This window comes from Streptomyces candidus, from assembly GCF_014207445.1.
GTDB lineage: Bacteria > Actinomycetota > Actinomycetes > Streptomycetales > Streptomycetaceae > Streptomyces > Streptomyces candidus.
Window position 1 is genome coordinate 84,662 of record NZ_JACHEM010000007.1, and the last position, 23,505, is coordinate 108,166.

Consider the following 23,505-nt stretch of genomic DNA (forward strand, 5'->3'; position numbering starts at 1 on the left):
TTGAAGACGAAAGTTTCCACTTGTGAGTGACACTTCCCAAGACGGAGCGGTCGCTATGAGCGTCCCTCCCTCTCCAGACGAGGGACTGACCCCGGCGCAGCTCGCCGCCAAGTACAACCTCTCGGTGAGCGGCGCCCGGCCCGGTTTCGGCGAGTACGTACGGCAGTTGTGGGGGCGGCGCCACTTCATCATGGCGTTCTCCTCGGCGAAGCTGGCGGCCCAGTACAGCCAGGCCAAGCTGGGCCAGCTGTGGCAGGTGGCGACCCCGCTGCTCAACGCGCTGGTCTACTTCCTGATCTTCGGGCTCATCCTGAAGGCCGGCCGGGGGATGTCCACGGACGTCTACATTCCCTTCCTGGTCACGGGCATCTTCGTGTTCACCTTCACCCAGAGCTCGGTGATGGCGGGCGTACGGGCGATCTCCGGAAACCTCGGCCTGGTGCGGGCGCTGCACTTCCCGCGCGCCTCGCTGCCGATCTCCTTCTCGCTGCAGCAGCTCCAGCAGCTGCTGTACTCGATGATCGTGCTGCTGGTGATCATCATGGCCTTCGGCAACTTCCCGACCTGGTCGTGGCTGCTGGTGCTCCCCGCGCTGGTGCTGCAGTTCATGTTCAACACCGGCCTGGCGATGATCATGGCCCGGATGGGCGCCAAGACCCCGGACCTGGCGCAGCTGATGCCGTTCGTCATGCGGACCTGGATGTACGCCTCGGGCGTCATGTTCAGCATCCCGGAGATGCTCGACAAGCACTCGCCGCTGGTCGCGGACATCCTCCAGTGGAACCCGGCGGCCGTCTACATGGACCTGATCCGCTTCGCGCTGATCGACGGCTACGGCGCGGACAAGCTTCCGCCACACGTCTGGCTGGCCGCGCTGCTCTGGGCGGTCGTCGTCGGGGTGCTCGGCTTCGTGTACTTCTGGAAGGCTGAGGAGCGTTACGGCCGTGGCTGAGGACAAGAACCAGGGGCGCGTCCCCACGGTCATCGCCGACGACGTGCACATCGTCTACCGGGTGCACACCGGCGGCGGCGGCAAGGGCGGCGCGACCGCCGCACTCAACCGCATCCTGCGGGGCAAGAAGGCCGAGGAGGGCCGCGGCGTACGCAAGGTGCACGCCGTGCGCGGAGTGTCCTTCACGGCGTACCGCGGCGAGGCCATCGGTCTCATCGGCTCCAACGGCTCCGGCAAGTCGACCCTGCTGCGCGCCATCGCGGGCCTGCTGCCCGCCGAGAGCGGCAAGGTCTACACCGACGGCCAGCCCTCCCTCCTCGGCGTCAACGCGGCGCTGATGAACGACCTGACAGGCGAGCGCAACGTCATCCTCGGCGGCCTGGCCATGGGCATGTCGCGGGAGCAGATCCGCGAGCGCTACCAGGGCATCGTCGACTTCTCCGGGATCAATGAGAAGGGCGACTTCATCACCCTGCCGATGCGGACCTACTCCTCCGGCATGGCGGCCCGTCTGCGCTTCTCCATCGCGGCCGCCAAGGACCACGACGTCCTGATGATCGACGAGGCCCTCGCCACCGGTGACCGGAAGTTCCAGATCCGCTCCGAGGAGCGGATCCGCGAACTCCGCAAGGAGGCCGGCACGGTCTTCCTGGTGAGCCACAGCAACAAGTCGATCCGGGACACCTGCGACCGCGTCCTGTGGCTGGAGAAGGGCGAACTCCTGATGGACGGCCCCACCGAGGAAGTCGTCAAGGCGTACGAGAAGGAAACCGGCAAGTAGCCGGCAATCGCGACGACAGGGTCCCCGCCGGTGCCAGGAACCGGCGGGGACCCTCTCGCGTGTCAGCGGAGTCCGGACGCAACGGCCGCGGCCGCCGGGGCCGGACGCACCGTCAACTCGCGCGGACTGGGGGAAGGTTGAGCGGGATGGAAGTGTTGTTCCTCTGCGCGCAGCACCCTGCGGCGTTGCTTCGCGTTGTACAACGTAAGCTGTACCGGTGCTGATTCGCGGCAAGTCGGGCGATACGTCCTCGGGTCGTGCCTCAGAGAAGCTCCCGTCCGGGACCACGGACGGCGTGTCCGAAATGGGATGTTTTGAGTCGGCAGTGTAGAACGGGAGGTGTGACGGCAATGACTGGGGAACCTCTCCCGCTCCGAAATGCTCTCGCCGTCCCCGCGGAGGGCAGTCGGCGATGACCGGAGTCCGGGACGCGCACCCCGGCGCCCCCGCGCGCACCACCCTGGACAAGGCCGCGGACGAGAACTTCCCCGTGGCCCCCTTCTTCCTTCCGCGCGCCTGGCGCGACGACCTCATGGCGGTGTACGGATACGCCCGGCTGGTCGACGACATCGGCGACGGCGACCTCGCCCCCGGCGGCCGGGACGCCGTACTGCTCGGCCTCGGCGCGGAACGGTCCGACGACCGGCTCGCCATGCTGGACGCCTTCGAGGCCGACCTGCACCGGGTCTTCGACGGCACGCCCCGCCACCCGCTGCTCGCCGCGCTCCAGCCGGTCGTCCGCCGGCGCGCCCTCACCCCCGAGCCGTTCCTCGGGCTGATCGAGGCCAACCGGCAGGACCAGAGCGTCAGCCGCTACGCGACGTACGAGGACCTCCTCGCGTACTGCGAGAAGTCGGCCAACCCCGTCGGCCGCCTCGTCCTCGCCCTCACCGGCACCACCAGTCCCGAGCGGGTGCGCAGGTCGGACGCGGTCTGCACGGCGCTCCAGATCGTCGAGCACCTCCAGGACGTGGCCGAGGACCTGGCCCGGGACCGGATCTACCTCCCCGCCGAGGACATGGCCCGCTTCCGGGTGAGCGAGAAGGACCTGGCGGCGCCGAGTGCGAACTCCTCAGTGCGCTCACTGATCGCATTCGAAGCAGAAAGGGCCTCCCGCCTCCTGAATGAAGGACCCCCGCTGGTGGGCAGCGTGCACGGCAGACTGAAGCTTCTGCTGGCCGGTTTCGTCGCCGGTGGCCGCGCCGCCCTCAAGGCGGTACACACCGCCGGATTCGACGTACTCCCTGGACCGCCCAAGCCCACCAAGCTCAGTCTGCTGCGCGAAGTGGGAGCGACTCTGCGAAGAGAGGGGTGAGCCGGACCGTGGAAGAACTCGACCAGGTGTCCGCACCGGTACTCGCCGCGTACAGCTACTGCGAGGCGGTGACCGGACAGCAGGCGCGCAACTTCGCCTACGGCATCCGGCTGCTGCCGACCGACAAGCGCAACGCGATGTCCGCGCTCTACGCCTTCTCCCGGCGCGTGGACGACATCGGCGACGGCTCCCTGCCGCCCGAGGTGAAGGAGAAGCGGCTGGGCGAGACCCGCGCGCTGCTGGCCCGGATCAGTGCGGGCGACATCGACGAGGACGACACCGACCCGGTGGCCGTCGCGCTCACCGACGCCGCCCGCCGTTTCCCTATTCCGCTCGGCGGGCTCGACGAGCTGATCGACGGCGTCCTGATGGACGTGCACGAGGCGACGTACGAGACCTGGGACGACCTGAAGGTGTACTGCCGCTGCGTCGCGGGGGCCATCGGGCGGCTCTCGCTCGGCGTGTTCGGCACTCCGTCGGGCGCGCACGACGCGGCCCGCGCCCCTGAGTACGCCGATACCCTCGGGCTGGCCCTTCAGCTCACCAACATTCTCCGGGACGTGCGCGAGGACGCCGGCAACGGGCGCACCTACCTGCCCGCCGAGGACCTCGCCAAGTTCGGCTGTGGGGACGGCTTCCACAGCGCCGCCCCGCCGCCGGGATCCGACTTCTCCGGTCTCGTCCACTTCGAAGTGCGGCGTGCCCGCGCCCTGTTCGCCGAGGGCTACCGGCTGCTGCCGCACCTCGACCGGCGCAGTGGTGCCTGCGTCGCCGCCATGGCCGGCATCTACCGGCGGCTCCTGGACCGCATCGAGCGCGATCCCTGCGCGGTGCTGCGCGGGCGGGTCTCGCTGCCGGGGCACGAGAAGGCATACGTCGCCGTGCGTGGCCTCTCCGGGCTCGACGCGCGGCATATTTCCCGGCAAACCGCCAGGAGGCGTCCTTGAAAGGGGCAGGAAGAGCGTTTCACGTGAAACCGTGGAACCCGCAGAACCGGCGCGCAACCCTCCGCCGACGTGACGCGTCCCTGACTGCAACGGCCCGGCCTGCCACGGCTCGGGCCGCAGCAGGCCGCAGTGGCCGCTGCTCGGCCGGTTCGGGGGAAACTGCATGAGCTACGACACCGTGCCGCCCGCCCACACCCGAAGCGGTGCCGCCCAGACCGCCGTCGTGATCGGCGGTGGCCTGGCGGGCACGACCGCCGCCCTGGAACTCGCGGACGCGGGCGTCCGCGTGACCCTGCTGGAAGGACGCCCCCGGCTCGGCGGCCTTGCCTTCTCCTTTCCGCGCGGGGAACTGACCGTCGACAACGGGCAGCACGTGTACCTGCGCTGCTGCACCGCCTACCGGTGGTTCCTCGACCGGGTCCAGGGCGCGGAACTCGCCCCGCTGCAACGCCGGTTGGACGTGCCCGTCCTCGACGTCGGCAACCCGCGCGGCCCCCGGCTCGGCAGGCTGCGGCGCAACGCCCTGCCCGTACCGCTGCACCTGGCCGCCGGACTCGCCGCCTACCCCCACCTCTCCCTCGCCGAACGGGCGGGCGTGGGGCGGGCCGCACTCGCGCTGCGGGGCCTCGACCTCGGCGATTCCGCACTGGACGACATCGACTTCGCGAGCTGGCTGGCACGGCACGGGCAGTCGGAGCGTACGATCCAGGCGCTCTGGGACCTCGTCGGCGTCGCCACGCTCAACGCGACCGCGCCGCACGCCTCGCTGGCTCTGGCAGCCAAGGTCTTCAAGACCGGGCTGCTCTCCGAGCCCGGCGCGGCCGACATCGGCTGGGCGCACGTGCCGCTCGGCGAACTGCACGACACCCTCGCCCGCAAGGCACTCGACTCGGCGGGCGTCCGGACCGAGCTGCGGTCCAAGGCCGACTCCCTCTCCCGGGCGGACGACGGGACGTGGACGGTGGGGACCGGGGGAGAGACGATCACCGCCGACGCCGTGGTCCTCGCCGTACCGCAGAAGGAGACGCACGGACTGCTGCCGGACAAGGCGCTCGACGAACCCGACCTGCTCCTGGAGATCGGGTACGCGCCGATCCTCAACGTGCACGTCGTCTACGACCGCAAGGTGCTGCGGCAGCCGTTCTTCGCCGCCCTCGGCACGCCCGTGCAGTGGGTCTTCGACCGGACCGAGGCGTCCGGGCTGACGGGTGGCGGACAGTACCTCGCCCTGTCGCAGTCCGACGCGTGGGGCGAGATCGACGAGCCCGTCGCCACGCTGCGCCGACGGTACCTCCCGGAGCTCGAACGGCTGCTGCCCGCCGCACGGGGAGCCGCGGTGCGGGACTTCTTCGTCACCCGGGAGCGGACCGCGACGTTCGCCCCCACCCCCGGGACCGGGCGCCTGCGCCCCGGGCCGCGCACCCGTGCGCCGGGGCTGTACCTGGCCGGGGCGTGGACCGACACCGGTTGGCCCGCGACCATGGAGAGCGCCGTGCGCAGTGGCCTCGGTGCCGCGGCCGCGGCACTCTCCGTACTCGGCCGCCCTTATGAACTTCCGCCACTGGAGGCGGCATGAGCACCAGAACTGGAACTAGAGGAGAGCCTGTGACCCCGGCGAACCCGGCTGTCGACACCGTGGACATCGCTGCGCTGTTGGAGCGCGGCAGGGACATGTCCGCCCCGGTGCTGCGTGCCGCCGTGGACCGGCTCGCGCCGCCCATGGACACGGTCGCGGCCTATCACTTCGGCTGGATCGACGCCCAGGGCCGGCCCGCCGACGGCGACGGCGGCAAGGCCGTACGGCCGGCGCTGGCTCTGCTGTCCGCGGAGGCGGCCGGAGCCGCCCCGGAGGTCGGCATCCCCGGCGCCGTGGCCGTCGAACTCGTGCACAACTTCTCGCTGCTGCACGACGACCTGATGGACGGCGACGAGCAGCGCCGCCACCGCGACACCGTATGGAAGGTGCACGGCCCGGCGCAGGCGATCCTCGTCGGCGACGCGCTCTTCGCGCTCGCCAACGAGCTGCTCCTGGAGATCGGGACCGTGGAGGCGGGCCGGGCGACGCGCCGGCTGACCACCGCCACCCGGAAGCTGATCGACGGCCAGGCACAGGACATCTCCTTCGAGCACCGCGACCGCGTCACCGTCGAGGAGTGCCTGGAGATGGAGGGCAACAAGACGGGTGCCCTCCTCGCCTGCGCCGTCTCCATCGGCGCCGTACTCGGCGGCGCCGACGAGAGGACCGCCGACACCCTGGAGGCGTACGGCTACCACCTCGGCCTCGCCTTCCAGGCCGTCGACGACCTGCTCGGCATCTGGGGCGACCCGGACGCCACCGGCAAGCAGACGTGGAGCGACCTGCGCCAGCGGAAGAAGTCGCTGCCCGTCGTCGCGGCGCTCGCCGCGGGCGGACCGGCCTCCGAGAAGCTCGGCGAACTCCTGGCCGCGGACGCCGGAAGCAACGACGTCGACACCTTCTCCGAGGAGGAGTTCGCCACCCGGGCAGCCCTCATCGAGGAAGCGGGCGGACGCGAATGGACCAGCCAGGAGGCCCGGCGTCAGCACGCGGTCGCCATCGAGGCGCTGCACGGTGTCGACATGCCGGAGAAGGTGCGGGCAGAGTTGACCGCGCTCGCCGACTTCGTGGTCGTACGCAAGAGGTGACGGCCACCCGGCAGGCACAGCGCCTCGCCGGGGGATAGCCCCCGGCTCTCAGGCAGTCGCCGTCCGGGCGGCCCCCAAGGCCGCCCGGACGACGGAAACCCCAGCACAGCAGCAGACCGACTGCACGAAGGGGAAACCATGACAGCGACGACCGACGGAAGCACCGGGGCCGTGGACCCCGGGGCTGCTGCGGCCAGCATGACCATCACGGCGGTCACCGACCCCGTGCCCGACGCGCGCGAAGCGGCGCGCGGCGCCATGGGGCGCGCGGTGGAACACCTCCTGGCCCTGCAGGACGTCCAGGGCTGGTGGAAGGGTGACCTGGAAACCAACGTCACCATGGACGCCGAAGACCTGCTGCTCCGTCAGTTCCTCGGCGTCCAGGACGAGAAGACGGTCCGGGCGGCCGCGCTCTTCGTCCGCGGCGAGCAGCGAGCGGACGGCACCTGGGCCACCTTCCACGGCGGGCCCGGCGACCTCTCCGCCACCGTCGAGGCGTACGTCGCCCTGCGGCTGGCCGGAGACCTCCCCGAGGACCCGCACATGAGGCGGGCCGCGACCTGGGTGCGGGCCCGTGGCGGGATCGCCGCCACCCGGGTCTTCACCCGCATCTGGCTGGCCCTCTTCGGATGGTGGAAGTGGGACGACCTGCCGGAACTGCCACCGGAGTTGCTCTTCCTCCCCACCTGGGTGCCCCTCAACATCTACGACTTCGGATGCTGGGCGCGCCAGACCATCGTGCCGTTGACGGTGGTCTCCGCGAAGCGGCCCGTACGGCCCGCGCCCTTCGCCCTCGACGAACTGCACATCGACCCCCGTCGCCCCAGCCCGCCCACGCGCCTGGCCCCGCCCACCGGCTGGGACGGCATCTTCCAGCGGCTCGACAAAGCGCTGCACGTCTACCGCCGTTTCGCGCCGCCCGCCCTGCGCCGCGCCGCCATGAGGTCCGCCGCCCGCTGGATCGTCGAGCGGCAGGAGAACGACGGCTGCTGGGGCGGCATCCAGCCGCCCGCCGTGTACTCGCTGATCGCCCTCCACCTCCTCGGTTACGACCTTCAGCACCCGGTGATGCGGGCCGGGCTGGAGTCCCTGGACCGGTTCGCGGTCTGGCGCGAGGACGGGGCCCGGATGATCGAGGCCTGCCAGTCACCGGTCTGGGACACCTGCCTCGCCACCATCGCGCTCGCCGACGCGGGCCTGCCCGCAGACCACCCCGCTCTCGTGAAGGCCGCCGACTGGATGCTCGCGGAGGAGGTCGTGCGGCCGGGCGACTGGGCGGTCCGCAGACCCGATCTCCCGCCGGGCGGCTGGGCGTTCGAGTTCCACAACGACAACTACCCCGACATCGACGACACCGCCGAGGTCATCCTCGCGCTGCGCCGCGTCGCGCACCCCGACCGGGAGCGGACCGAGGGGGCCATCGCCCGCGGAGTGCGCTGGAACCTCGGGATGCAGTCCAAGAACGGCGCCTGGGGTGCCTTCGACGCCGACAACACCAGTCCCTTCCCCAACCGGCTGCCGTTCTGCGACTTCGGCGAGGTCATCGACCCGCCGTCCGCCGACGTCACCGCCCACGTGGTGGAGATGCTGGCCGTCGAGGGCAAGGCGCACCACCCGCGCACCCGGCGCGGCATCACCTGGCTGCTCGCCGAACAGGAGGAGTGCGGGGCCTGGTTCGGCCGCTGGGGCGTCAACTACGTCTACGGCACCGGGTCCGCGGTGCCCGCCCTCACCGCTGCCGGGCTGCCCGGCTCCCACCCCGCGATCCGTCGCGCGGTGGCCTGGCTCGAATCCGTCCAGAACGACGACGGCGGATGGGGCGAGGACCTGCGCTCGTACAAGGACAAGAGCTGGGCCGGGCGCGGGGCGTCCACCCCCTCGCAGACGGCCTGGGCCCTCCTCGCGCTGATCGCGGCGGGGGAGTGCGACAGCAAGGCCACCGAACGCGGTGTCGCCTGGCTCGTCGAGACCCAGCTGCCGGACGGATCCTGGGACGAGCCGTACTTCACCGGCACCGGGTTCCCCTGGGACTTCTCCATCAACTACCACCTGTACCGGCAGGTGTTCCCACTCACCGCACTCGGCCGGTACATCAACGGGGAACCGGTGTTCCCCGCCGCCAGGCCCTGACACCCAGGGACCGCCCGCAACGCCCGTCCAAGGGGGCTGAATTGACCCGATCCCCGGGTTCGGCTGGACCCGGCAGTACCACCACGCCGCTGCTGATCGCCTGCGCACTCGGCGTCGAACGCCTGGCCCTGCGCGGCGGCGACCGCAGGGGCGCGGCGGGACCCGTCCTCGTGCTCCGTACCGGCATCGGCCCGGAGGCCGCCGACTACGCCATCGCCCGCACGCTCGCCGAAGGCCCGGCCAAGGAGGCGGCGGTCATCGCGTCCGGGTTCTGCGCCGGGCTCGCGACCGGCATGCACCCCGGTGACGTCGTCGTCGCCACCGAGACCCGCGACCGGCGCGGCAGCACGCCCTGCACGGACGCGCAGCTGTTGGCCGAAGCGGTGGCCAGAGCCCTGCCGGAACGGGTGGTCCACACCGGACCGCTGGCCGGCAGCGACCACGTCGTCCGCGGCACTGCCGAGCGGGCCGCGCTGCGGGCCTCCGGGGCGATCGGCGTCGACATGGAGTCGGCCGCCACCCTCGCCGGAGCCCTGCGTGCCGGACCAAGGCCCGTTGCCGCTGTTCGAGTGGTCGTGGACACACCCGAGCACGAACTCCTCCGTCTGGGCACGCTCGGCGGAGGAATATCGGCCTTCCGCGTGCTGCGCCGCATTCTGCCCGCGTTCCATGAATGGCACCGTTCTTCGCTGCTCCCCAGGAGGTGAGCCAGATGGCCATGCCGCTCCGTCAGTCCATCAGGGTCGGGACGTATCTCTTCGAACAGAAGATCCGCAAGCGCGAGAAGTTCCCGCTGATCGTCGAGCTGGAACCGCTCTTCGCGTGCAACCTCAAGTGCGAGGGCTGCGGGAAGATCCAGCACCCGGCGGGCGTGCTCAAGCAGCGCATGCCGGTGGCGCAGGCCGTGGGGGCGGTGCTCGAATCGGGCGCCCCCATGGTCTCCATCGCCGGCGGCGAACCGCTGATGCACCCCCATATCGACGAGATCGTGCGTCAGTTGGTGGCGAGGAGGAAGTACGTCTTCCTCTGCACGAACGCCATGCTGCTGCGCAAGAAGATCGAGAAGTTCACGCCGTCGCCCTACTTCGCCTTCGCCGTGCACATCGACGGACTGCGCGAGCGGCACGACGAGTCGGTCGCGAAGGAGGGGGTCTTCGACGAGGCGGTGGCCGCGATCAAGGAGGCCAAGAAGCGCGGCTTCCGGGTCACCACCAACTCGACCTTCTTCAATACCGACACCCCGCAGACGATCATCGAGGTGCTCGACTTCCTCAACGACGACCTGAAGGTGGACGAGATGATGATCTCGCCCGCCTACGCCTACGAGAAGGCCCCCGACCAGGAGCACTTCCTGGGCGTCGAGCAGACCCGGGAGCTGTTCAGGAAGGCGTTCGCCGGAGGCAACCGGAAAAAGTGGCGCCTGAACCACTCACCGCTCTTCCTGGACTTCCTGGAGGGCAAGGCCGACTTCGCGTGCACCGCCTGGGCGATCCCGAACTACTCCCTCTTCGGGTGGCAGCGGCCCTGCTACCTGATGAGCGACGGGTACGTGCCGACGTACCGCGAACTCATCGAGGAGACCGACTGGGACAAGTACGGGCGCGGCAAGGACCCCAGGTGCGCGAACTGCATGGCGCACTGCGGGTACGAGCCGACGGCCGTCCTCGCCACGATGGGCTCGCTCAAGGAGTCCATCCGGGCCGCGCGCGAGACCGTCTCCGGCAACCGCGAATGAGGTGAGGACCGCGGGGGCCCGGCCGGGCCCCCGCGCTGCCGGCCCGACCGCCCGATCCGCACTCGCGGCGAGGGGCGGGCAGGGCCGGCAGCGCGCGCAGGGAGGACGCCGGTGCGCCCCCGGGCCGATCCGGCGTCACGCCGACCTGAACAGCAGTCCGAGAGGGGCCGAACGTGACGATCTTGGAAGGCATACGGGGTCCGCGGGACCTGAAGGCGCTCAACGAAGCACAGCTCGTCGAACTCGCGGAGGAGATCCGGCAGTTCCTGATTCACGCGGTGGCCAGGACCGGGGGCCACCTCGGCCCCAACCTGGGCGTGGTGGAGCTGACCGTGGCACTGCACCGCGTCTTCGAGTCACCGGCCGACCGGATCCTGTGGGACACCGGCCATCAGGCGTACGTGCACAAGCTCCTGACGGGGCGACAGGACTTCTCCAAGCTGCGGAGCAAGGGCGGACTGTCCGGCTACCCCTCGCGCGAGGAGTCCGTGCACGACGTCATCGAGAACAGCCACGCCTCGACCGTCCTGGGCTGGGCCGACGGGCTGGCCAAGGCCAACCAGGTGCTCGGGCGGCCCGACCACGTGGTGGCGGTCATCGGGGACGGGGCGCTGACCGGCGGCATGGCGTGGGAGGCGCTTAACAACATCGCGGCCGAGGACCGGCCCCTGATCATTGTCGTCAACGACAACGAACGCTCGTACGCCCCCACCATCGGCGGACTCGCCGACCACCTCGCGACGCTGCGCACCACGGACGGCTACGAGCGCTTCCTCGCCTGGGGCAAGGAGGTGCTGCAGCGCACCCCGGTCGTCGGACAGCCGCTGTACGAGTCGCTGCACGGGGCCAAGAAGGGGCTCAAGGACGCCGTCGCGCCGCAGGGCATGTTCGAGGACCTGGGGCTGAAGTACGTCGGTCCGATCGACGGACACGACGTGGCGGCAGTGGAGTCGGCCCTGCGCCGGGCCAAACGCTTCCACGGCCCCGTACTGGTGCACTGCCTCACCGAGAAGGGGCGCGGGTACCCGTTCGCCGAGCAGGACGAGGCGGACCGGTTCCACGCGGTGGCGGCGATGGACCCGCTGACCTGCAAGCCCCTTGCCGCGGCCGGCCGTCCGTCGTGGACGTCGGTGTTCGGGGACGAGATGGTGAGGATCGGGGCGGACCGGCCGGACGTGGTGGCACTGACCGCGGCGATGCTGCACCCGGTGGGACTGACCGCGTTCGCCGAGGCGTACCCCGACCGGGTGTGGGACGTCGGGATCGCCGAGCAGCACGGTGCGGTGTCGGCGGCGGGGCTGGCGACCGGCGGACTGCACCCGGTGTTCGCCGTGTACGCGACGTTCCTCAACCGTGCCTTCGACCAGGTGCTGATGGATGTCGCCCTGCACCGGTGCGGCGTGACCTTCGTACTGGACAGGGCTGGCGTGACCGGCTCCGACGGACCTTCGCACAACGGCATGTGGGACATGTCGATCCTTCAGGTCGTGCCGGGGCTGCGGATCGCCGCACCGCGCGACGCCGTACAACTGCGGGCGCAGCTGCGGGAGGCCGTCGCGGTGGACGACGCGCCGACCGTGGTGCGGTTCCCGAAGGAATCGGTGGGCCCCGAGTACCCGGCGCTGGAGCGCGTGGGCGGCCTGGACGTGCTGCACCGGGACGACGGCTCCGAGGTGCTGATCGTGTCCGTGGGGGCGCTCGCCGGAGTGTGCCTGGCGACCGTGGAGCTGCTCCGGGAGCGGGGCGTGCGGTGCACGGTCGTCGACCCGCGCTGGGTGAAGCCCGTGGACCCGGCCCTGCCGCCGCTCGCCGCCCTGCACTCGCTGGTCGCGGTCGTCGAGGACAACTCGCGGGCGGGCGGCGTCGGTTCGGCGGTGGGCCGGGCACTGCGGGACGCTTCCTGCGACGTACCCCTGCGGACGTTCGGGATCCCCGCCCGGTTCCTCGCGCACGCCAGGCGGAGCGAGGCGCTGGCCGACATCGGTCTCACCCCCGTCGAGATCGCCGGACGGATCAGTGCGGCGCTCACGCAGGCCGGACCGAAGTGAGCCAGTCGAAGAGGAGAGTTGAGGAATGACCGAAGACGCGCCCGAGAACGGGGAAGAGGCCCGGGAGGCAGCGAAGGGCTTCGACCTGGCGGGACTGCTCGCCGCCCGGGGCGGAGAGCGCTACGAGCTGCATGCGCGGCATCTCAACCACCAGCTGCCGCGCATGCTGCACACCATCGGCTTCGACCGGGTCTACGAGCGGGCCGAGGGCGCGTACTTCTGGGACGCCGACGGCAACGACTACCTCGACATGCTCGCCGGCTTCGGGGTCATGGGCATCGGACGCCACCACCCCGTCGTCCGCAAGGCCCTGCACGACGTGCTCGACGCGTCGCTCGCCGACCTGACCCGCTTCGACTGCCAGCCGTTGCCCGGCCTCCTCGCCGAGAAGCTGCTCGCCCACAGTCCGCACCTGGACCGGGTGTTCTTCGGCAACAGCGGTACGGAAGCGGTGGAGACCGCGCTCAAGTTCGCCCGGTACGCGACCGGCAGGCCCCGGATCCTCTACTGCACGCACGCCTTTCACGGCCTGACCACCGGCTCCCTCTCGGTCAACGGCGAAAGCGGTTTCCGGGACGGCTTCGCACCGCTGCTGCCGGACACCGCGATCCCGATGGGCGACCTCGCCGCACTGGAACGGGAGCTGAAACGCGGCGACGTCGCCGGCTTCGTCGTCGAGCCGATCCAGGGCAAGGGTGTGCACGAGTCGCCGCCCGGCTTCCTGCGAGCCGCCCAGGAACTGCTGCACCGGCACAAGGCGCTCCTGATCGCCGACGAGGTGCAGACCGGCCTCGGGCGCACCGGCGACTTCTACGCGTACCAGCACGAGGACGGCGTGGAGCCGGACCTGGTGTGCGTCGCGAAGGCGCTCTCCGGCGGGTACGTGCCGGTCGGGGCGACGCTGGGCAAGGACTGGATCTTCAAGAAGGTGTACTCGTCGATGGACCGGGTGCTCGTCCACTCGGCCAGCTTCGGCTCCAACGCCCAGGCCATGGCGGCGGGACTCGCGGTGCTGTCGGTGATGGAGGACGAGGAGATCGTCGCTCGCGCCCGCCGCGTCGGGGACCTGCTCAAGGCGCGGCTGACGGAGCTCATCGGCCGGTACGAGCTGCTGCACGACGTGCGCGGGCGCGGGCTGATGATCGGCATCGAGTTCGGCCGCCCGCAGTCGTTGAAGCTGCGCAGCCGGTGGACCGTGCTCCAGGCCGCCCGCAAGGGGCTCTTCGCGCAGATGGTCGTCGTACCGCTGCTCCAGAAGCACCGGATCCTCACCCAGGTGTCCGGCGACCACCTCGAAGTGATCAAGCTGATCCCGCCGCTGACCGTGGGGGAGAAGGAGGTCGACCGGTTCGTCGCGGCGTTCACCGCCGTGATGGACGAGGCGCACAGCGGCGGCGGGCTGATGTGGGACTTCGGCAGGACACTGGTGAAACAGGCCGTCGCCAACCGCTGACCGGACCGGACCACGCGGGCGCGGGTTTGCCTCTAGGGCAAACTATTTGCCACGGAGGCAATCGGTCTGGCTCACTGGGAGCATGACGCCACGGCCCGAGGAGAGCACCGGGGACTCCGCCGAGTTGCCCGCAGTCGCCCCCCATCTGCGCGAACTCCGACGCCGCAGCGGACTGACCCTGGAGGCCGCGGCCCGCCGCGCCGGGCTCTCGCCCGCGCACCTGTCCCGCCTGGAGACGGGACTGCGCCAGCCCTCGCTGCCGATGCTGCTCGCGCTGGCACGCATCTACGGTACGACCGTCTCCGAACTTCTGGGCGAGACCACCGGCGGCCGGGACGCCGTACTGCGCGCCGGTGACATGGCCGCCCGCGAGGCCGACGGCTGGACGTACCGGCAGGCGGGCGGTTCCGGACGCGCCATGCAGGCACTCCGTGTGCACGTCCCCCACGCGGCGCAGCGGGATCTCGTCCGGGTGCACCCCGGCGAGGAGTGGCTGTACGTACTGGAGGGGCGCCTGCGGCTGGCGCTCGGCGACACCGTGCACCTGCTGGACGCGGGCGACAGCGCCCACTTCGACTCGCTCACCCCGCACCGGATCACGTCCGTGACACCCGGCGGGGCGGAGCTGCTTTTCGTCCACACGCTGATGCAGAGCACCGTCGCCGGTCTCTGCCTGCCCCAGGAGTCATGAGATGGCGGAACTCACCGAATCCCAGAACGCCGCGATGGCCGCGATCGCCAGGGCCGCCGACGAGATGGCCCGGGAGGGCGGGCCGGACAGCCGGAAGGCGGACTGGAACGACGGTGCGGGCAGCTCCTCCGGCGTGCTCGGTTTTGTGGAGGACAAGGCTCCGCGCGGCCTCGTCCTCCGGGTCTTCCTGTACGTCGCCGTGGGGCACGTCTTCGCGGCCTTCATCTACCTGCTGTTCACCCTCGGCGGCGAGGGCTGACCACCGTGCGGGCGTCGGCGCGCCCCACCGCTCCCGTACGGCGCGGTCCTAGACGGTGAGGCGCTCGCGCAGCGCCTCACGCGTCCGGGGGGAGAGCTTCAGGCCCTGCGTCAGGTACGTCTCCGTGTCGCCCCAGGTCTCCTCGATCGTGGAGAACGCCGCGCCGAGGTACTCCACGCGGGCGTCGAAGAGCGGCGCGAGCAGGCTCAGCACCTCGGCGTTCATCGCGTCGGGGGAGTCGCTGCTGCGCTGCACCCGGTACCGGCGGTGCGGGTCGTTCGACTTGACGTAGTCCGCCTCGACGGCCTCGCGCTCGACGCCCACCGCGAGCAGCGTCACCGCGACCGACAGCCCCGCCCGGTCCTTGCCCGCCGCGCAGTGCATCAGTGCGGGCACGCTGTCCTCGGCCAGTGCGTGCAGCACCCGGCTGTGCTCTGCCGTGCGGTCCTTGATGATGCGGCGGTACGCCTCCGTCATGCGGGCGGCGGCCTTGCCGTCGTCGAGGATCTCCCGCAGCTGCTCCATGCCCCCGTCGCGCACCATCCGCCAGAACTCCGCCCCGTCCGCCGGGTCGCTCAGCGGGATGTTGATGTTGCGCACGCCCGTGAGCTCGACGTCCGGCCCCTCCATCTTCTGGTCCGCCTTGTTGCGGAAGTCGAAGACGGTGTGCAGGCCGAGGGAATTGAGGAAGGCCGTGTCCGCCGCGGTGGCGTGCGCGAGGTGCCCGCTACGGAAGAGCCGTCCGTACCGCACCGTGCGTCCGTCGGCGGTCGGCAGCCCGCCCACGTCGCGGAAGTTCCGTACACCGGTCAGGTCGGGCTCGGCCGACGACGGGACCTGTGGCACTTGCTGCGTCACGAGCGACTCCTCAAAGGTCGTTCGCCGGCGCGACGTGGCCGACGAGGGGCGCGTTCCGAAGATACGACATGCGTACGGCACCGATGCCTCAGGCAACCGATCTGCAGCCTATTGGGGAATATGGGGGTGTTTGACGTTTATGGGTGATTCTGTGCAGGAGTCGAGTGAGCAGGATCATAGAAGCGCTGTGCCGGGAGGTGGCGGGGCGTCAAAAGGCAGGCCAGAGAAGGGAAGTGGCCGACGGGGCGGAGCGGGAGCAGCGTGAAAATCATGAAGAAGGGGTGCTGACGGCGGGGAGAAGACGGGGACGGCTTGTTCCGGCGGTCTTCACTCGCCTACGGTCACCGTCAATCCGGGTGGACCGCCGAGTCCTGCCACCACCCGGGTAACCGCACCCATCTTTCTTCGTGTGGCAGGAGCGGGGGACCCAGGTAGTACGCCGGCGCCGGAGGACGAGAGTCCGCCGGACCGGCTAGGGGTTAAGCCGCGCTCGACAAGAGCGCGGCCGGGCATCTCCAGCCCGAACCCGACAGCTCACCCCGTAGGCGCCGGAGAGGAAAATCGTCATGCCTGCAAAGGGTAAGCACCGCCGCCCGAAGTCCAGTTCGTCCCTCACCCGCGGCTTCGTCGCCGCCGGCACGGGTGGTGCGGCACTGGCACTCCCGCTGATCGGCGCCACGGGCGCGCACGCCGCCGACAAGGCCGCGGCGCCGGTGGCCGAGGCCCCCGTGCTCAAGTCGTCGAAGGCTCCGGCGGCGATAGTGCCGCAGCAGCGGACGGCGGAGCAGGCGGCGACCCCGAAGACCGACACCGTCCGCACGTACTCCGTCGTGCAGGGCGACCACCTGTCGAAGATCGCCGCCGAGAAGAAGGTGCGCGGTGGCTGGCAGAAGCTCTACTCCGACAACCGGTCGGTCGTCGGCGAGGACCCCTCGCTGATCCTCCCGGGCATGAAGCTGTCGATCGGCGCGAAGGCGCCGGGCGGCTCGCCCGCACCCGCCGCGGCCCCGGCCGAGAAGAAGGCCGCGCCCACCGAGCGCAAGGCCGAGCGCACCACGGAGCGCAAGGCCGAGCGCTCCGCTGAGCGCAAGGCCGCGAAGGCCGAGAAGCGCACCGAGCAGAGCCGTGAGCGCACCGAGCAGCGTGCGGCGAAGAGCGAGCGGCGCACCGAGCGCCAGTCGCAGAACACCGGCTCCCGCTCCGGCTTCAGCGCGCCGGTCCCCTCCGGCGTCTCCACCCCGTACCGCGCCTCCGGCGGCAGCTGGTCCAGCGGTTACCACACCGGCGTCGACTTCCGGGCGTCCTCCGGCACCTCGGTCAAGGCCGTCAGCGCGGGCACCGTCGTCTCCGCCGGCTGGGGCGGCTCGTACGGCAACGAGGTCGTCATCCGGCACAACGACGGCCGCTTCTCGCAGTACGCGCACCTCTCCGCGCTGAACGTCCGCTCGGGCCAGAGCGTCTCCGGCGGCCAGCAGATCGGCTACTCCGGCTCCACCGGCAACTCCACCGGCCCGCACCTGCACTTCGAGATCCGCACCGGCCCGGGTTACGGCTCCGACATCGATCCCCTGGCCTACCTGCGCAGCAACGGCGTCTCCATCTAGTACCACCCGGACGGCCCCGTCCCCGCTCGGCCCCGCCCCCGTACCGCCCCCGGTACGGGGGCGAGGCACGTCCGCCGCCGCCCCCTGTATTCCGGGTTGAACGAAACTTGACCGATGGCATATCTCACCCACCGTCACCCTTCCCTACGGTGGCGTAGGTCACTTGCGACGGTGAAGGATGTGTCAACGTGGCAGACGATTCGAGATCATTCAAAGCAGGCACCATCGGGTCGTACGCGGCGATCGGGGACAGCTTCACCGAAGGCGTGGGTGATCCCGGCCCCGGCGGCGCGTTCATCGGCTGGGCCGACCGGCTCGCCGTCCTCCTGGACGACCGGGTACCCGAACACACCTTCCGCTACGCGAATCTGGCGGTCAGAGGCAAGCTCCTCGACCAGATCGTCGCGGACCAGGTCCCACGGGCCAAGGAGCTCGCGCCCGACCTGGTCAGCTTCTGTGCGGGCGGCAACGACATCATCCGCCCGGGCAGCGACCCCGACGACGTGGCCGAGCGGTTCGAGAAGGCCGTCGCCGAGCTGACGTCGGCGGTCGGCACCGTGCTGGTGACCACCGGCTTCGACACCCGCGGTGTACCCGTACTGCGCCACATGCGCGGCAAGGTCGCCACCTACTCGGCACACGTACGGGCCATCGCGGACCGCTACGGCTGTCCGGTCCTGGACCTGTGGTCGCTGAAGTCCGTGCAGGACCGGCGTGCCTGGGACCCCGACCGGCTGCACCTCTCGCCCGAGGGACACACCCGGGTCGCCCTGCGGGCCGGCCAGGTCCTCGGCCTGGAGATCCCCGCGGACCCCGACCAGCCGTGGCCGCCGCAGCCCCTTCGCGGCACGCTCGAAGCGCGCCGCGACAACATCCAGTGGGCGCGCGAGCACCTCGTGCCGTGGATCGGTCGGCGACTGCGCGGCGAGAGCTCCGGCGACCACGTGGAGGCCAAGCGACCGGACCTGCTGCCGCTCTGAGGTCCGGCCGCCGCAGAAGCAGCCTCAAGGGGAGCGGCGCCCCGCGGACCGGGCCTGCGGAGGCTCAGGCGGCACCGGAAGGTTCGGCCGTCAGGGCATCCGGGCCGATGAGGGACGAATTGCCCGCGACGGTGCAGGCGTACGCCCCGGCCAGCGCGCCCATTCCGGCACACGCCTCCAGGTCCCGGCCGGCGAGACGTCCGTACAGGAACCCGGAGACGTACGCGTCGCCCGCACCGTTGGAGTCCACGACCGGGGCGGGCGGGAGCGTGGCCGGGACGTGCCGCGGAGTGCTGCCGCCGTCACGGGTCAGCAGGTACGAACCCCCCGCGCCCGCCGTCGCGACCACCGCCCGGGCCCTGCCCTCACGCAGGATCTCCCGCATCACCGCACCGATCCGCTCACCCGCGCCCGCGGCGCTCAGAAAGACCAGGTCCGCGCTGAGCGCGAAGGCGCGGTGGTGATCCGCGATCCCGTCCCAGTCGTGCAGGTCGGTGGAGAGCGGCACGCCGGACCCGACCAGGTCCTCCAGCAGATGACGGGCGAAACCCATGATCGTCACGTGGACGTGCCGGGCCCGGAGCACGTGCGGTGCGTAGAAGTCGCGCGGCATCCGCAGCCCTTCGGGGTCCCTGGCGTCGTAGAACGACATCCGGCGGCCCGCCGGATCCACCAGGTTCACGGCCCGGCGGGTGCCCGCGGGCGAGATCATCGGCTCGAAATCGACACCGCCCTTGGCCATCCGCTCCCGGACCTGGCCGCCGATCCAGTCGTCGCCGATCACGTCGAGGAACTTCACGTCCAGCCCCAGCGCCTGACAGCCGAGCGCCACGTTGCCGCCCGTGTGCCCCGGCCATTCACTGATGGGGGAGACCCCCACGGAGTCGGCGAGCGGGACCGGCAACGCGTCCACGCGTACGACCGTGTCGACTCCGCTCCCGCCGATCACCAGGACGTCGTACCCGCTGTCCCCGCCCGGACCGTTCTGCTGCCCCTGCTGCGACACCGCGCTCCCCTTCCCGTGCCAAACGGAACCGACCGACGCCCCAGTATGGCGGGTCGGCGACGGCGCCGTGCCCGGACCCGCAGCCCCGTCGCAAGGGGGCCCGACAGGTGAATTCCGACCCCTCGCCGGAGTGGCGCGCACCGGGCGTGCGCCGGGGCAGGCCGGACAGAACCTCTCCGTCCGGGTCCGCGACCTCCCGCACACCGGCGCCGTCATCCAGGCCGCCTCGGACGCGGCGGGCGACGCGGGCCGCTTCGGCGGCGTGAGCTTCGACGTCGCCGACGCCGCCCCGCTGCGCGCCGCCGCCCGCGTCCGTCGCCCCCGGCCAGGTCAAGGACGAGGTCAGCGTGACCGCGGTGTACGAACTCGACTGATCCCTCCCGCGTCGACGCGCCTCGGCGGGAGGGCGGTCCGGGCATACGACGGCCCCCGTGACCGTTCTCCCCCGGAGAATGCCCCCTGCTGTGCGGCTGTCCGTCACGGACCCGTTCCCCGGCCGTCGCGCGAGGGTGCACATAATGGAGTGAAGTCGACCCTTGGAGGTGCCGTGACCGGTGCGGATTCCCCGCAGAGGCCGTTGCGCGACAAGCTGCGCGGGCTGCGGACGGCGGCGTTCGGAGCCGACCCCGCAGGGGAGCGCATGGAACGCATCCGCCGTTCCCCGAACTTCGCCGACGGCGTTTTCCAGAACCCCGAGGGCACCCGCTCGGCCCGGCCCTCGTCCGGCTCGATGGCCGGCCTCATGAAGACGTACTTCCGCAAGGAGGAGCGCGTGCTGCGCGCCCCGGCGGGGACCGTTCCCGTGTACCCGACCACCCTCGCCGACACCGCGGAGCCGCCCGCGTCCGGTCTGCGCCTCACCTGGATGGGCCATTCCACCGTCCTCGCCGAGATCGACGGCAGCCGGGTGCTCTTCGACCCGGTCTGGGGCGAGCGCTGCTCCCCGTTCGGCTTCGCGGGACCCAAACGGCTGCACCCCGTGCCCGTCCCGCTCGCCTCCCTCGGTGACGTCGACGTCGTCGTCATCTCGCACGACCACTACGACCACCTCGACATGCCGACCGTCCGCGCGCTGGCCGCCACCCGTGCGCTCTTCGCGGTCCCGCTGGGCGTCGGCGCGCACCTGGAGCACTGGGGCGTGCCGCAGGACCGCATCCGCGAACTCGACTGGAACGAGTCCACCGAGGTCGCCGGGCTCACCCTCACCGCCACCCCCGCGCGCCACTTCTGCGGCCGGGGACTGCGCAACCAGCAGCACACCCTCTGGGCGTCCTGGGCGGTCGCGGGACCCGAGCACCGGATCTTCCACAGCGGGGACACCGGCTACTTCGAAGGCTTCCGCGACATCGGCGCCGTACACGGCCCGTTCGACGCGACGATGATCCAGATCGGCGCGTACAGCCCGCACTGGCCGGACATCCACATGACCCCCGAGGAGGGCATGCGCGCCCACCTCGACCTGCAGGGCGGCAGCCCGCACGGCGTGCTGCTGCCGATCCACTGGGGCACCTTCAATCTGGCCCCGCACGCGTGGGCGGAACCGGCCGAGTGGACGCGGGACGTGGCGGGGCAGGCGGGGCAGGACGCGGCGTTCCCGTGCCCGGGGGAGCCCTTCGAGCCGACCGCCGCCCTTCCGGACATTCCGTGGTGGCGGAGTGTGTCGAGGCCGATCGCGGTGCCGTGGCGGCCGGCCGCGGAGCCGGGCGGGCTGCGCGGCGCGGAGGTTGCACCCGCTCTCCAGTGAGGCTGGAGCGGGCGGCGGCAGCGTGGGGCCGGGTTCTGCCGTCGCCGGGACGGCAGCTTCACGGAGGGAGGCTCCCCATGTCCCAGGCAGTCGAGGCCGGGCGGGTGGACGAGGCCGGGTCGGCGGTGGACCGGTCGGCGTGCCCGCAGGTCGGCGGGGACCTGTTCGCGGAGGTCCAGACGTTCTACGCGTGGCAGATGCGACGGGTGGACGCGCTGGACATCGAAGGGTTCGCCGACACCTTCACCGAGGACGGCGAGGTCGTGCACGCGGGCGGGCAGCGGCAGTGCGGCCGGGCGGAGATGATCGCAGGGATGCGGGCGAACCTGCCGCGCTACCGGGACATCGCGGTACGGCACTGGTTCGGGCACCTGCTGATCGACGCCGATCCGGCGGACCCGGACACGCTGCGGGTCTCCTACTACACGCTCGTCACCCAGACCGACAGGGAGGGCAAGGTCGACTTCCAGCCGACCTTCACGGTCGAGGACGTGCTGGTGCGCCGGGATGGGCGGCTGCTCACCGCGTCGCGGGTCATCCACCGGGACTCGCCGGTGGCGTTCGCCGGCTGACGCGGGGCGCGAGACGCACGGGAAGGGGGCCCTCCGGACGGAGGGCCCCCTTCCCGTGCGTCTGTTGCGTCAGTCGATGCCCCGGCAGATGTGCGGTTCGTTGTCGTCGTCCGGATCTCCGGCGAGCAGCAGGAGCGGTGGCAGTGGTACGAGTGCGCCGATCTCGCGCCAGCCGGGCTCGGACGGCTCGCATTCCAGGATCGCTGCCATGGCGGTTTCCCTTCCCAGCGGTTCGGTGAACGGTCAGGCGTGGCACGGGGGCGGTCCGCCGTGGAAGGCGACCAGTTCCCCGAACGCCGTCGCTACGTCGATCCGGGCCGCCGGGGGCAGACCCGCCGCCTCCGCGTACGCCCGGTGCAGATTGCCCACCAGCCGTTCCGCGTCCACCAGCGGGGCGAATTCGCCGAGCTCGGCTCGGTGGGCGGCCTCCAGCGGGCTCAGACCGTCGCGTACTGCGTCCTCGGCCAGCCGCTGCACGAAGCGGAGGTAGGACTCGGTGAAGTCGAACAGCTCCGGCCCGCCGACCGGCCCGTGACCGGGCACGATTGTCCGTGCTCCCAGCGCACGCATCCGGTCGAGGGCGAGCAGCGAACCGCTGATCGAGCCGAACAGTACGAAGGGTGTGACCCGGGACCACACCACGTCGCCGGTGAAGAGCACGGACCGCTCGGGGACCCAGGCCACCACGTCGTGTGCAGTGTGCGCGGGACCGACGTCCATCAGCTCGACCCGCAGACCTCCCGGGTCGCCCGCGGAGCCCGTGTGGAGAGTCAGCGAGTCGCCGAAGGCCACGTCGGGCAGCACCAGTGGCGTCTCGCCCCACTGCACATCCGGCCACAACTGCCGCAGTCCCAGGCCTGCTTCGGCCGACTCCGCACGGGTGCCCCGATGAGCGACGATCGCGGCGCGGGGGGTGAACTGTCCGTTGCCGAAGGTGTGATCGCCGTGAAAGTGGGTGTTGACCACGTAGTCGGGCCCGGCCGGGGCGACCCGTTCCACCTCCGCGCGCAGATGCCGGGCGCGGGCCTCGGTGGCGGCGGTGTCGACAAGGACGGTGCGGCCGGTGCCGACGACCAGCCCGGCATTGTTGAGGCACCAGCCCCCGTCCGGCTGGACGAACGCGTAGACGTCGTCAGCGACTTGCTCCAGGGCGGGGGCGGCGGCGAGCGCGGTGGTGGTCATGCGGCGGCCCTCCGTCGCGCGGCAGCGGGAAACGTGGCGAACCGGCCCTGGTGGAAGACAAGAGGATCGGGTTCGATGTCACCGGTGCAGACCGCGACCGCGCGTCCCACGAGCAGGGTGTGGTCGCCCGCCTCGTGGAGGTCGGCCAGCTCGCATTCGACGTACATCTCGGACGAGGGGATCACCGCGTTGCCGGTGACTCCCTCGACCGCGCCCATGCGCAGCATCGCCTCGTGCCCGTGGCAGCGGTCGGCGCGGCTGAACTCCACCGCCAGGGGCCGGTGCTGACTGCCCAGTACGTTGACCGCGAAGCTGCCGGCCGCGGCGACCCGGGGACGGATCCGGCCCGCGGCCTTCACCGACACCAGGAGCAGCAGCGGGTCCAGCGAGACCGAGATCAGGCTGTTGAGGGTGATCACCACAGTTGTTTCGCCGCTGCCCTGGGTGAGCAGGGAGACGCCCGTGGGGAAACGGCCCATCGCGCTGCGGAAGGCGTGCGCGTCACAGGCCGCCGCGGACATCGTGGGGGTCGTCGTCTGTCGGACCATGTGCCGGGCTCCGTCTCCGCCCGCCGCTGCGGGCCG

Annotated in this window: 22 protein-coding genes and 1 riboswitch; of the genes, 17 read left to right on the forward strand and 5 right to left on the reverse strand. The window is 71.2% G+C overall.

What is annotated here, in order from left to right; all coding sequences use genetic code 11:
• Positions 1 to 22 precede the first annotated feature (22 nt).
• The 13 genes from HNQ79_RS15410 (at position 23) to HNQ79_RS33235 (ending at position 14,975) form a co-directional block, all read left to right on the forward strand.
• Complete coding sequence (locus tag HNQ79_RS15410; RefSeq protein WP_185031285.1) at positions 23 to 952, forward strand: ABC transporter permease; 930 nt, start codon at positions 23 to 25, stop codon at positions 950 to 952.
• Positions 945 to 1,733, forward strand: a complete 789-nt coding sequence (locus HNQ79_RS15415; RefSeq protein ID WP_185031287.1) for an ABC transporter ATP-binding protein — start codon at positions 945 to 947, stop codon at positions 1,731 to 1,733. The genes HNQ79_RS15410 and HNQ79_RS15415 overlap by 8 nt, the downstream gene beginning before the upstream one ends.
• A 412-nt stretch (positions 1,734 to 2,145) precedes the next feature.
• Positions 2,146 to 3,048 (forward strand): squalene synthase HpnC, encoded by a 903-nt coding sequence (hpnC, locus tag HNQ79_RS15420; protein ID WP_185031289.1) that lies wholly within the window; start codon positions 2,146 to 2,148, stop codon positions 3,046 to 3,048.
• A complete protein-coding gene (gene hpnD, locus HNQ79_RS15425; protein ID WP_185031292.1) occupies positions 3,045 to 3,995 on the forward strand; it encodes a presqualene diphosphate synthase HpnD in 951 nt (316 codons plus the stop codon). Before hpnC ends, hpnD begins: the two co-directional genes overlap by 4 nt.
• Positions 3,996 to 4,158: 163 nt before the next feature.
• Positions 4,159 to 5,571, forward strand: a complete 1,413-nt coding sequence (gene hpnE, locus HNQ79_RS15430; RefSeq protein WP_185031294.1) for a hydroxysqualene dehydroxylase HpnE — start codon at positions 4,159 to 4,161, stop codon at positions 5,569 to 5,571.
• Complete coding sequence (locus tag HNQ79_RS15435) at positions 5,568 to 6,659, forward strand: polyprenyl synthetase family protein (RefSeq protein ID WP_185031296.1); 1,092 nt, start codon at positions 5,568 to 5,570, stop codon at positions 6,657 to 6,659. Before hpnE ends, HNQ79_RS15435 begins: the two co-directional genes overlap by 4 nt.
• A 138-nt stretch (positions 6,660 to 6,797) precedes the next feature.
• A complete protein-coding gene (shc, locus tag HNQ79_RS15440; protein ID WP_185031299.1) occupies positions 6,798 to 8,789 on the forward strand; it encodes a squalene--hopene cyclase in 1,992 nt (663 codons plus the stop codon).
• A 41-nt stretch (positions 8,790 to 8,830) separates the two neighbouring features.
• On the forward strand, positions 8,831 to 9,496 hold the full coding sequence (locus HNQ79_RS15445; RefSeq protein ID WP_185031301.1) for a 5'-methylthioadenosine/S-adenosylhomocysteine nucleosidase family protein: 666 nt from the start codon (positions 8,831 to 8,833) through the stop codon (positions 9,494 to 9,496).
• A gap of 5 nt (positions 9,497 to 9,501) precedes the next feature.
• Positions 9,502 to 10,524, forward strand: coding sequence for an adenosyl-hopene transferase HpnH (hpnH, locus tag HNQ79_RS15450; RefSeq protein WP_185031303.1), 1,023 nt, complete (start codon positions 9,502 to 9,504; stop codon positions 10,522 to 10,524).
• 173 nt (positions 10,525 to 10,697) lie between these two features.
• Positions 10,698 to 12,572, forward strand: a complete 1,875-nt coding sequence (gene dxs, locus HNQ79_RS15455; protein WP_185031306.1) for a 1-deoxy-D-xylulose-5-phosphate synthase — start codon at positions 10,698 to 10,700, stop codon at positions 12,570 to 12,572.
• A gap of 25 nt (positions 12,573 to 12,597) precedes the next feature.
• Positions 12,598 to 14,025 (forward strand): aspartate aminotransferase family protein, encoded by a 1,428-nt coding sequence (locus HNQ79_RS15460; protein ID WP_185031308.1) that lies wholly within the window; start codon positions 12,598 to 12,600, stop codon positions 14,023 to 14,025.
• An 82-nt stretch (positions 14,026 to 14,107) separates the two neighbouring features.
• On the forward strand, positions 14,108 to 14,716 hold the full coding sequence (locus HNQ79_RS15465; protein WP_185031310.1) for a helix-turn-helix domain-containing protein: 609 nt from the start codon (positions 14,108 to 14,110) through the stop codon (positions 14,714 to 14,716).
• Between the two features lies 1 nt (position 14,717).
• Positions 14,718 to 14,975, forward strand: coding sequence for a DUF6126 family protein (locus HNQ79_RS33235; protein ID WP_260421653.1), 258 nt, complete (start codon positions 14,718 to 14,720; stop codon positions 14,973 to 14,975).
• Positions 14,976 to 15,023: 48 nt separating this feature from the next.
• On the opposite strand, the gene HNQ79_RS15475 is transcribed toward HNQ79_RS33235, so the two are convergent.
• On the reverse strand, positions 15,024 to 15,833 hold the full coding sequence (locus HNQ79_RS15475) for a tyrosine-protein phosphatase (RefSeq protein WP_185031312.1): 810 nt from the start codon (positions 15,831 to 15,833) through the stop codon (positions 15,024 to 15,026).
• Positions 15,834 to 16,215: 382 nt separating this feature from the next.
• A riboswitch (cyclic di-AMP (ydaO/yuaA leader) is annotated at positions 16,216 to 16,396 on the forward strand.
• Positions 16,397 to 16,399: 3 nt separating this feature from the next.
• Here HNQ79_RS15475 and HNQ79_RS15480 point away from each other — a divergent pair.
• Entirely contained in the window at positions 16,400 to 17,437 is a 1,038-nt protein-coding gene (locus HNQ79_RS15480) for a M23 family metallopeptidase (protein ID WP_185031314.1), read from the forward strand.
• Between the two features lie 188 nt (positions 17,438 to 17,625).
• Positions 17,626 to 18,417 (forward strand): SGNH/GDSL hydrolase family protein, encoded by a 792-nt coding sequence (locus HNQ79_RS15485; RefSeq protein WP_185031316.1) that lies wholly within the window; start codon positions 17,626 to 17,628, stop codon positions 18,415 to 18,417.
• 64 nt (positions 18,418 to 18,481) lie between these two features.
• Here HNQ79_RS15485 and HNQ79_RS15490 read toward each other — a convergent pair whose 3' ends face one another.
• Positions 18,482 to 19,423: a carbohydrate kinase family protein gene (locus HNQ79_RS15490; protein WP_229923624.1), complete on the reverse strand. Its 942-nt coding sequence runs from the start codon at positions 19,421 to 19,423 to the stop codon at positions 18,482 to 18,484.
• A 547-nt stretch (positions 19,424 to 19,970) separates the two neighbouring features.
• Here HNQ79_RS15490 and HNQ79_RS15495 point away from each other — a divergent pair.
• Both HNQ79_RS15495 and HNQ79_RS15500 read left to right on the forward strand, forming a co-directional pair.
• Positions 19,971 to 21,167: an MBL fold metallo-hydrolase gene (locus HNQ79_RS15495; protein ID WP_185031320.1), complete on the forward strand. Its 1,197-nt coding sequence runs from the start codon at positions 19,971 to 19,973 to the stop codon at positions 21,165 to 21,167.
• 77 nt (positions 21,168 to 21,244) lie between these two features.
• The gene (locus HNQ79_RS15500) at positions 21,245 to 21,739 is read left to right on the forward strand and encodes a nuclear transport factor 2 family protein (protein ID WP_185031322.1); all 495 of its coding nucleotides are present in this window, start codon (positions 21,245 to 21,247) and stop codon (positions 21,737 to 21,739) included.
• A 69-nt stretch (positions 21,740 to 21,808) separates the two neighbouring features.
• On the opposite strand, the gene HNQ79_RS15505 is transcribed toward HNQ79_RS15500, so the two are convergent.
• From HNQ79_RS15505 to HNQ79_RS15515, 3 genes are read right to left on the reverse strand one after another with little or no spacing between them, the layout of a single operon-like run.
• Positions 21,809 to 21,949 carry a surface protein gene (locus tag HNQ79_RS15505; protein ID WP_229923625.1) on the reverse strand — a complete coding sequence of 47 codons (141 nt, stop codon included), beginning with the start codon at positions 21,947 to 21,949 and terminating at the stop codon, positions 21,809 to 21,811.
• Between the two features lie 33 nt (positions 21,950 to 21,982).
• Positions 21,983 to 22,921 (reverse strand): MBL fold metallo-hydrolase, encoded by a 939-nt coding sequence (locus HNQ79_RS15510; RefSeq protein WP_185031324.1) that lies wholly within the window; start codon positions 22,919 to 22,921, stop codon positions 21,983 to 21,985.
• Complete coding sequence (locus tag HNQ79_RS15515; protein WP_185031325.1) at positions 22,918 to 23,469, reverse strand: flavin reductase family protein; 552 nt, start codon at positions 23,467 to 23,469, stop codon at positions 22,918 to 22,920. The genes HNQ79_RS15510 and HNQ79_RS15515 overlap by 4 nt, the downstream gene beginning before the upstream one ends.
• Positions 23,470 to 23,505 lie beyond the last annotated feature (36 nt).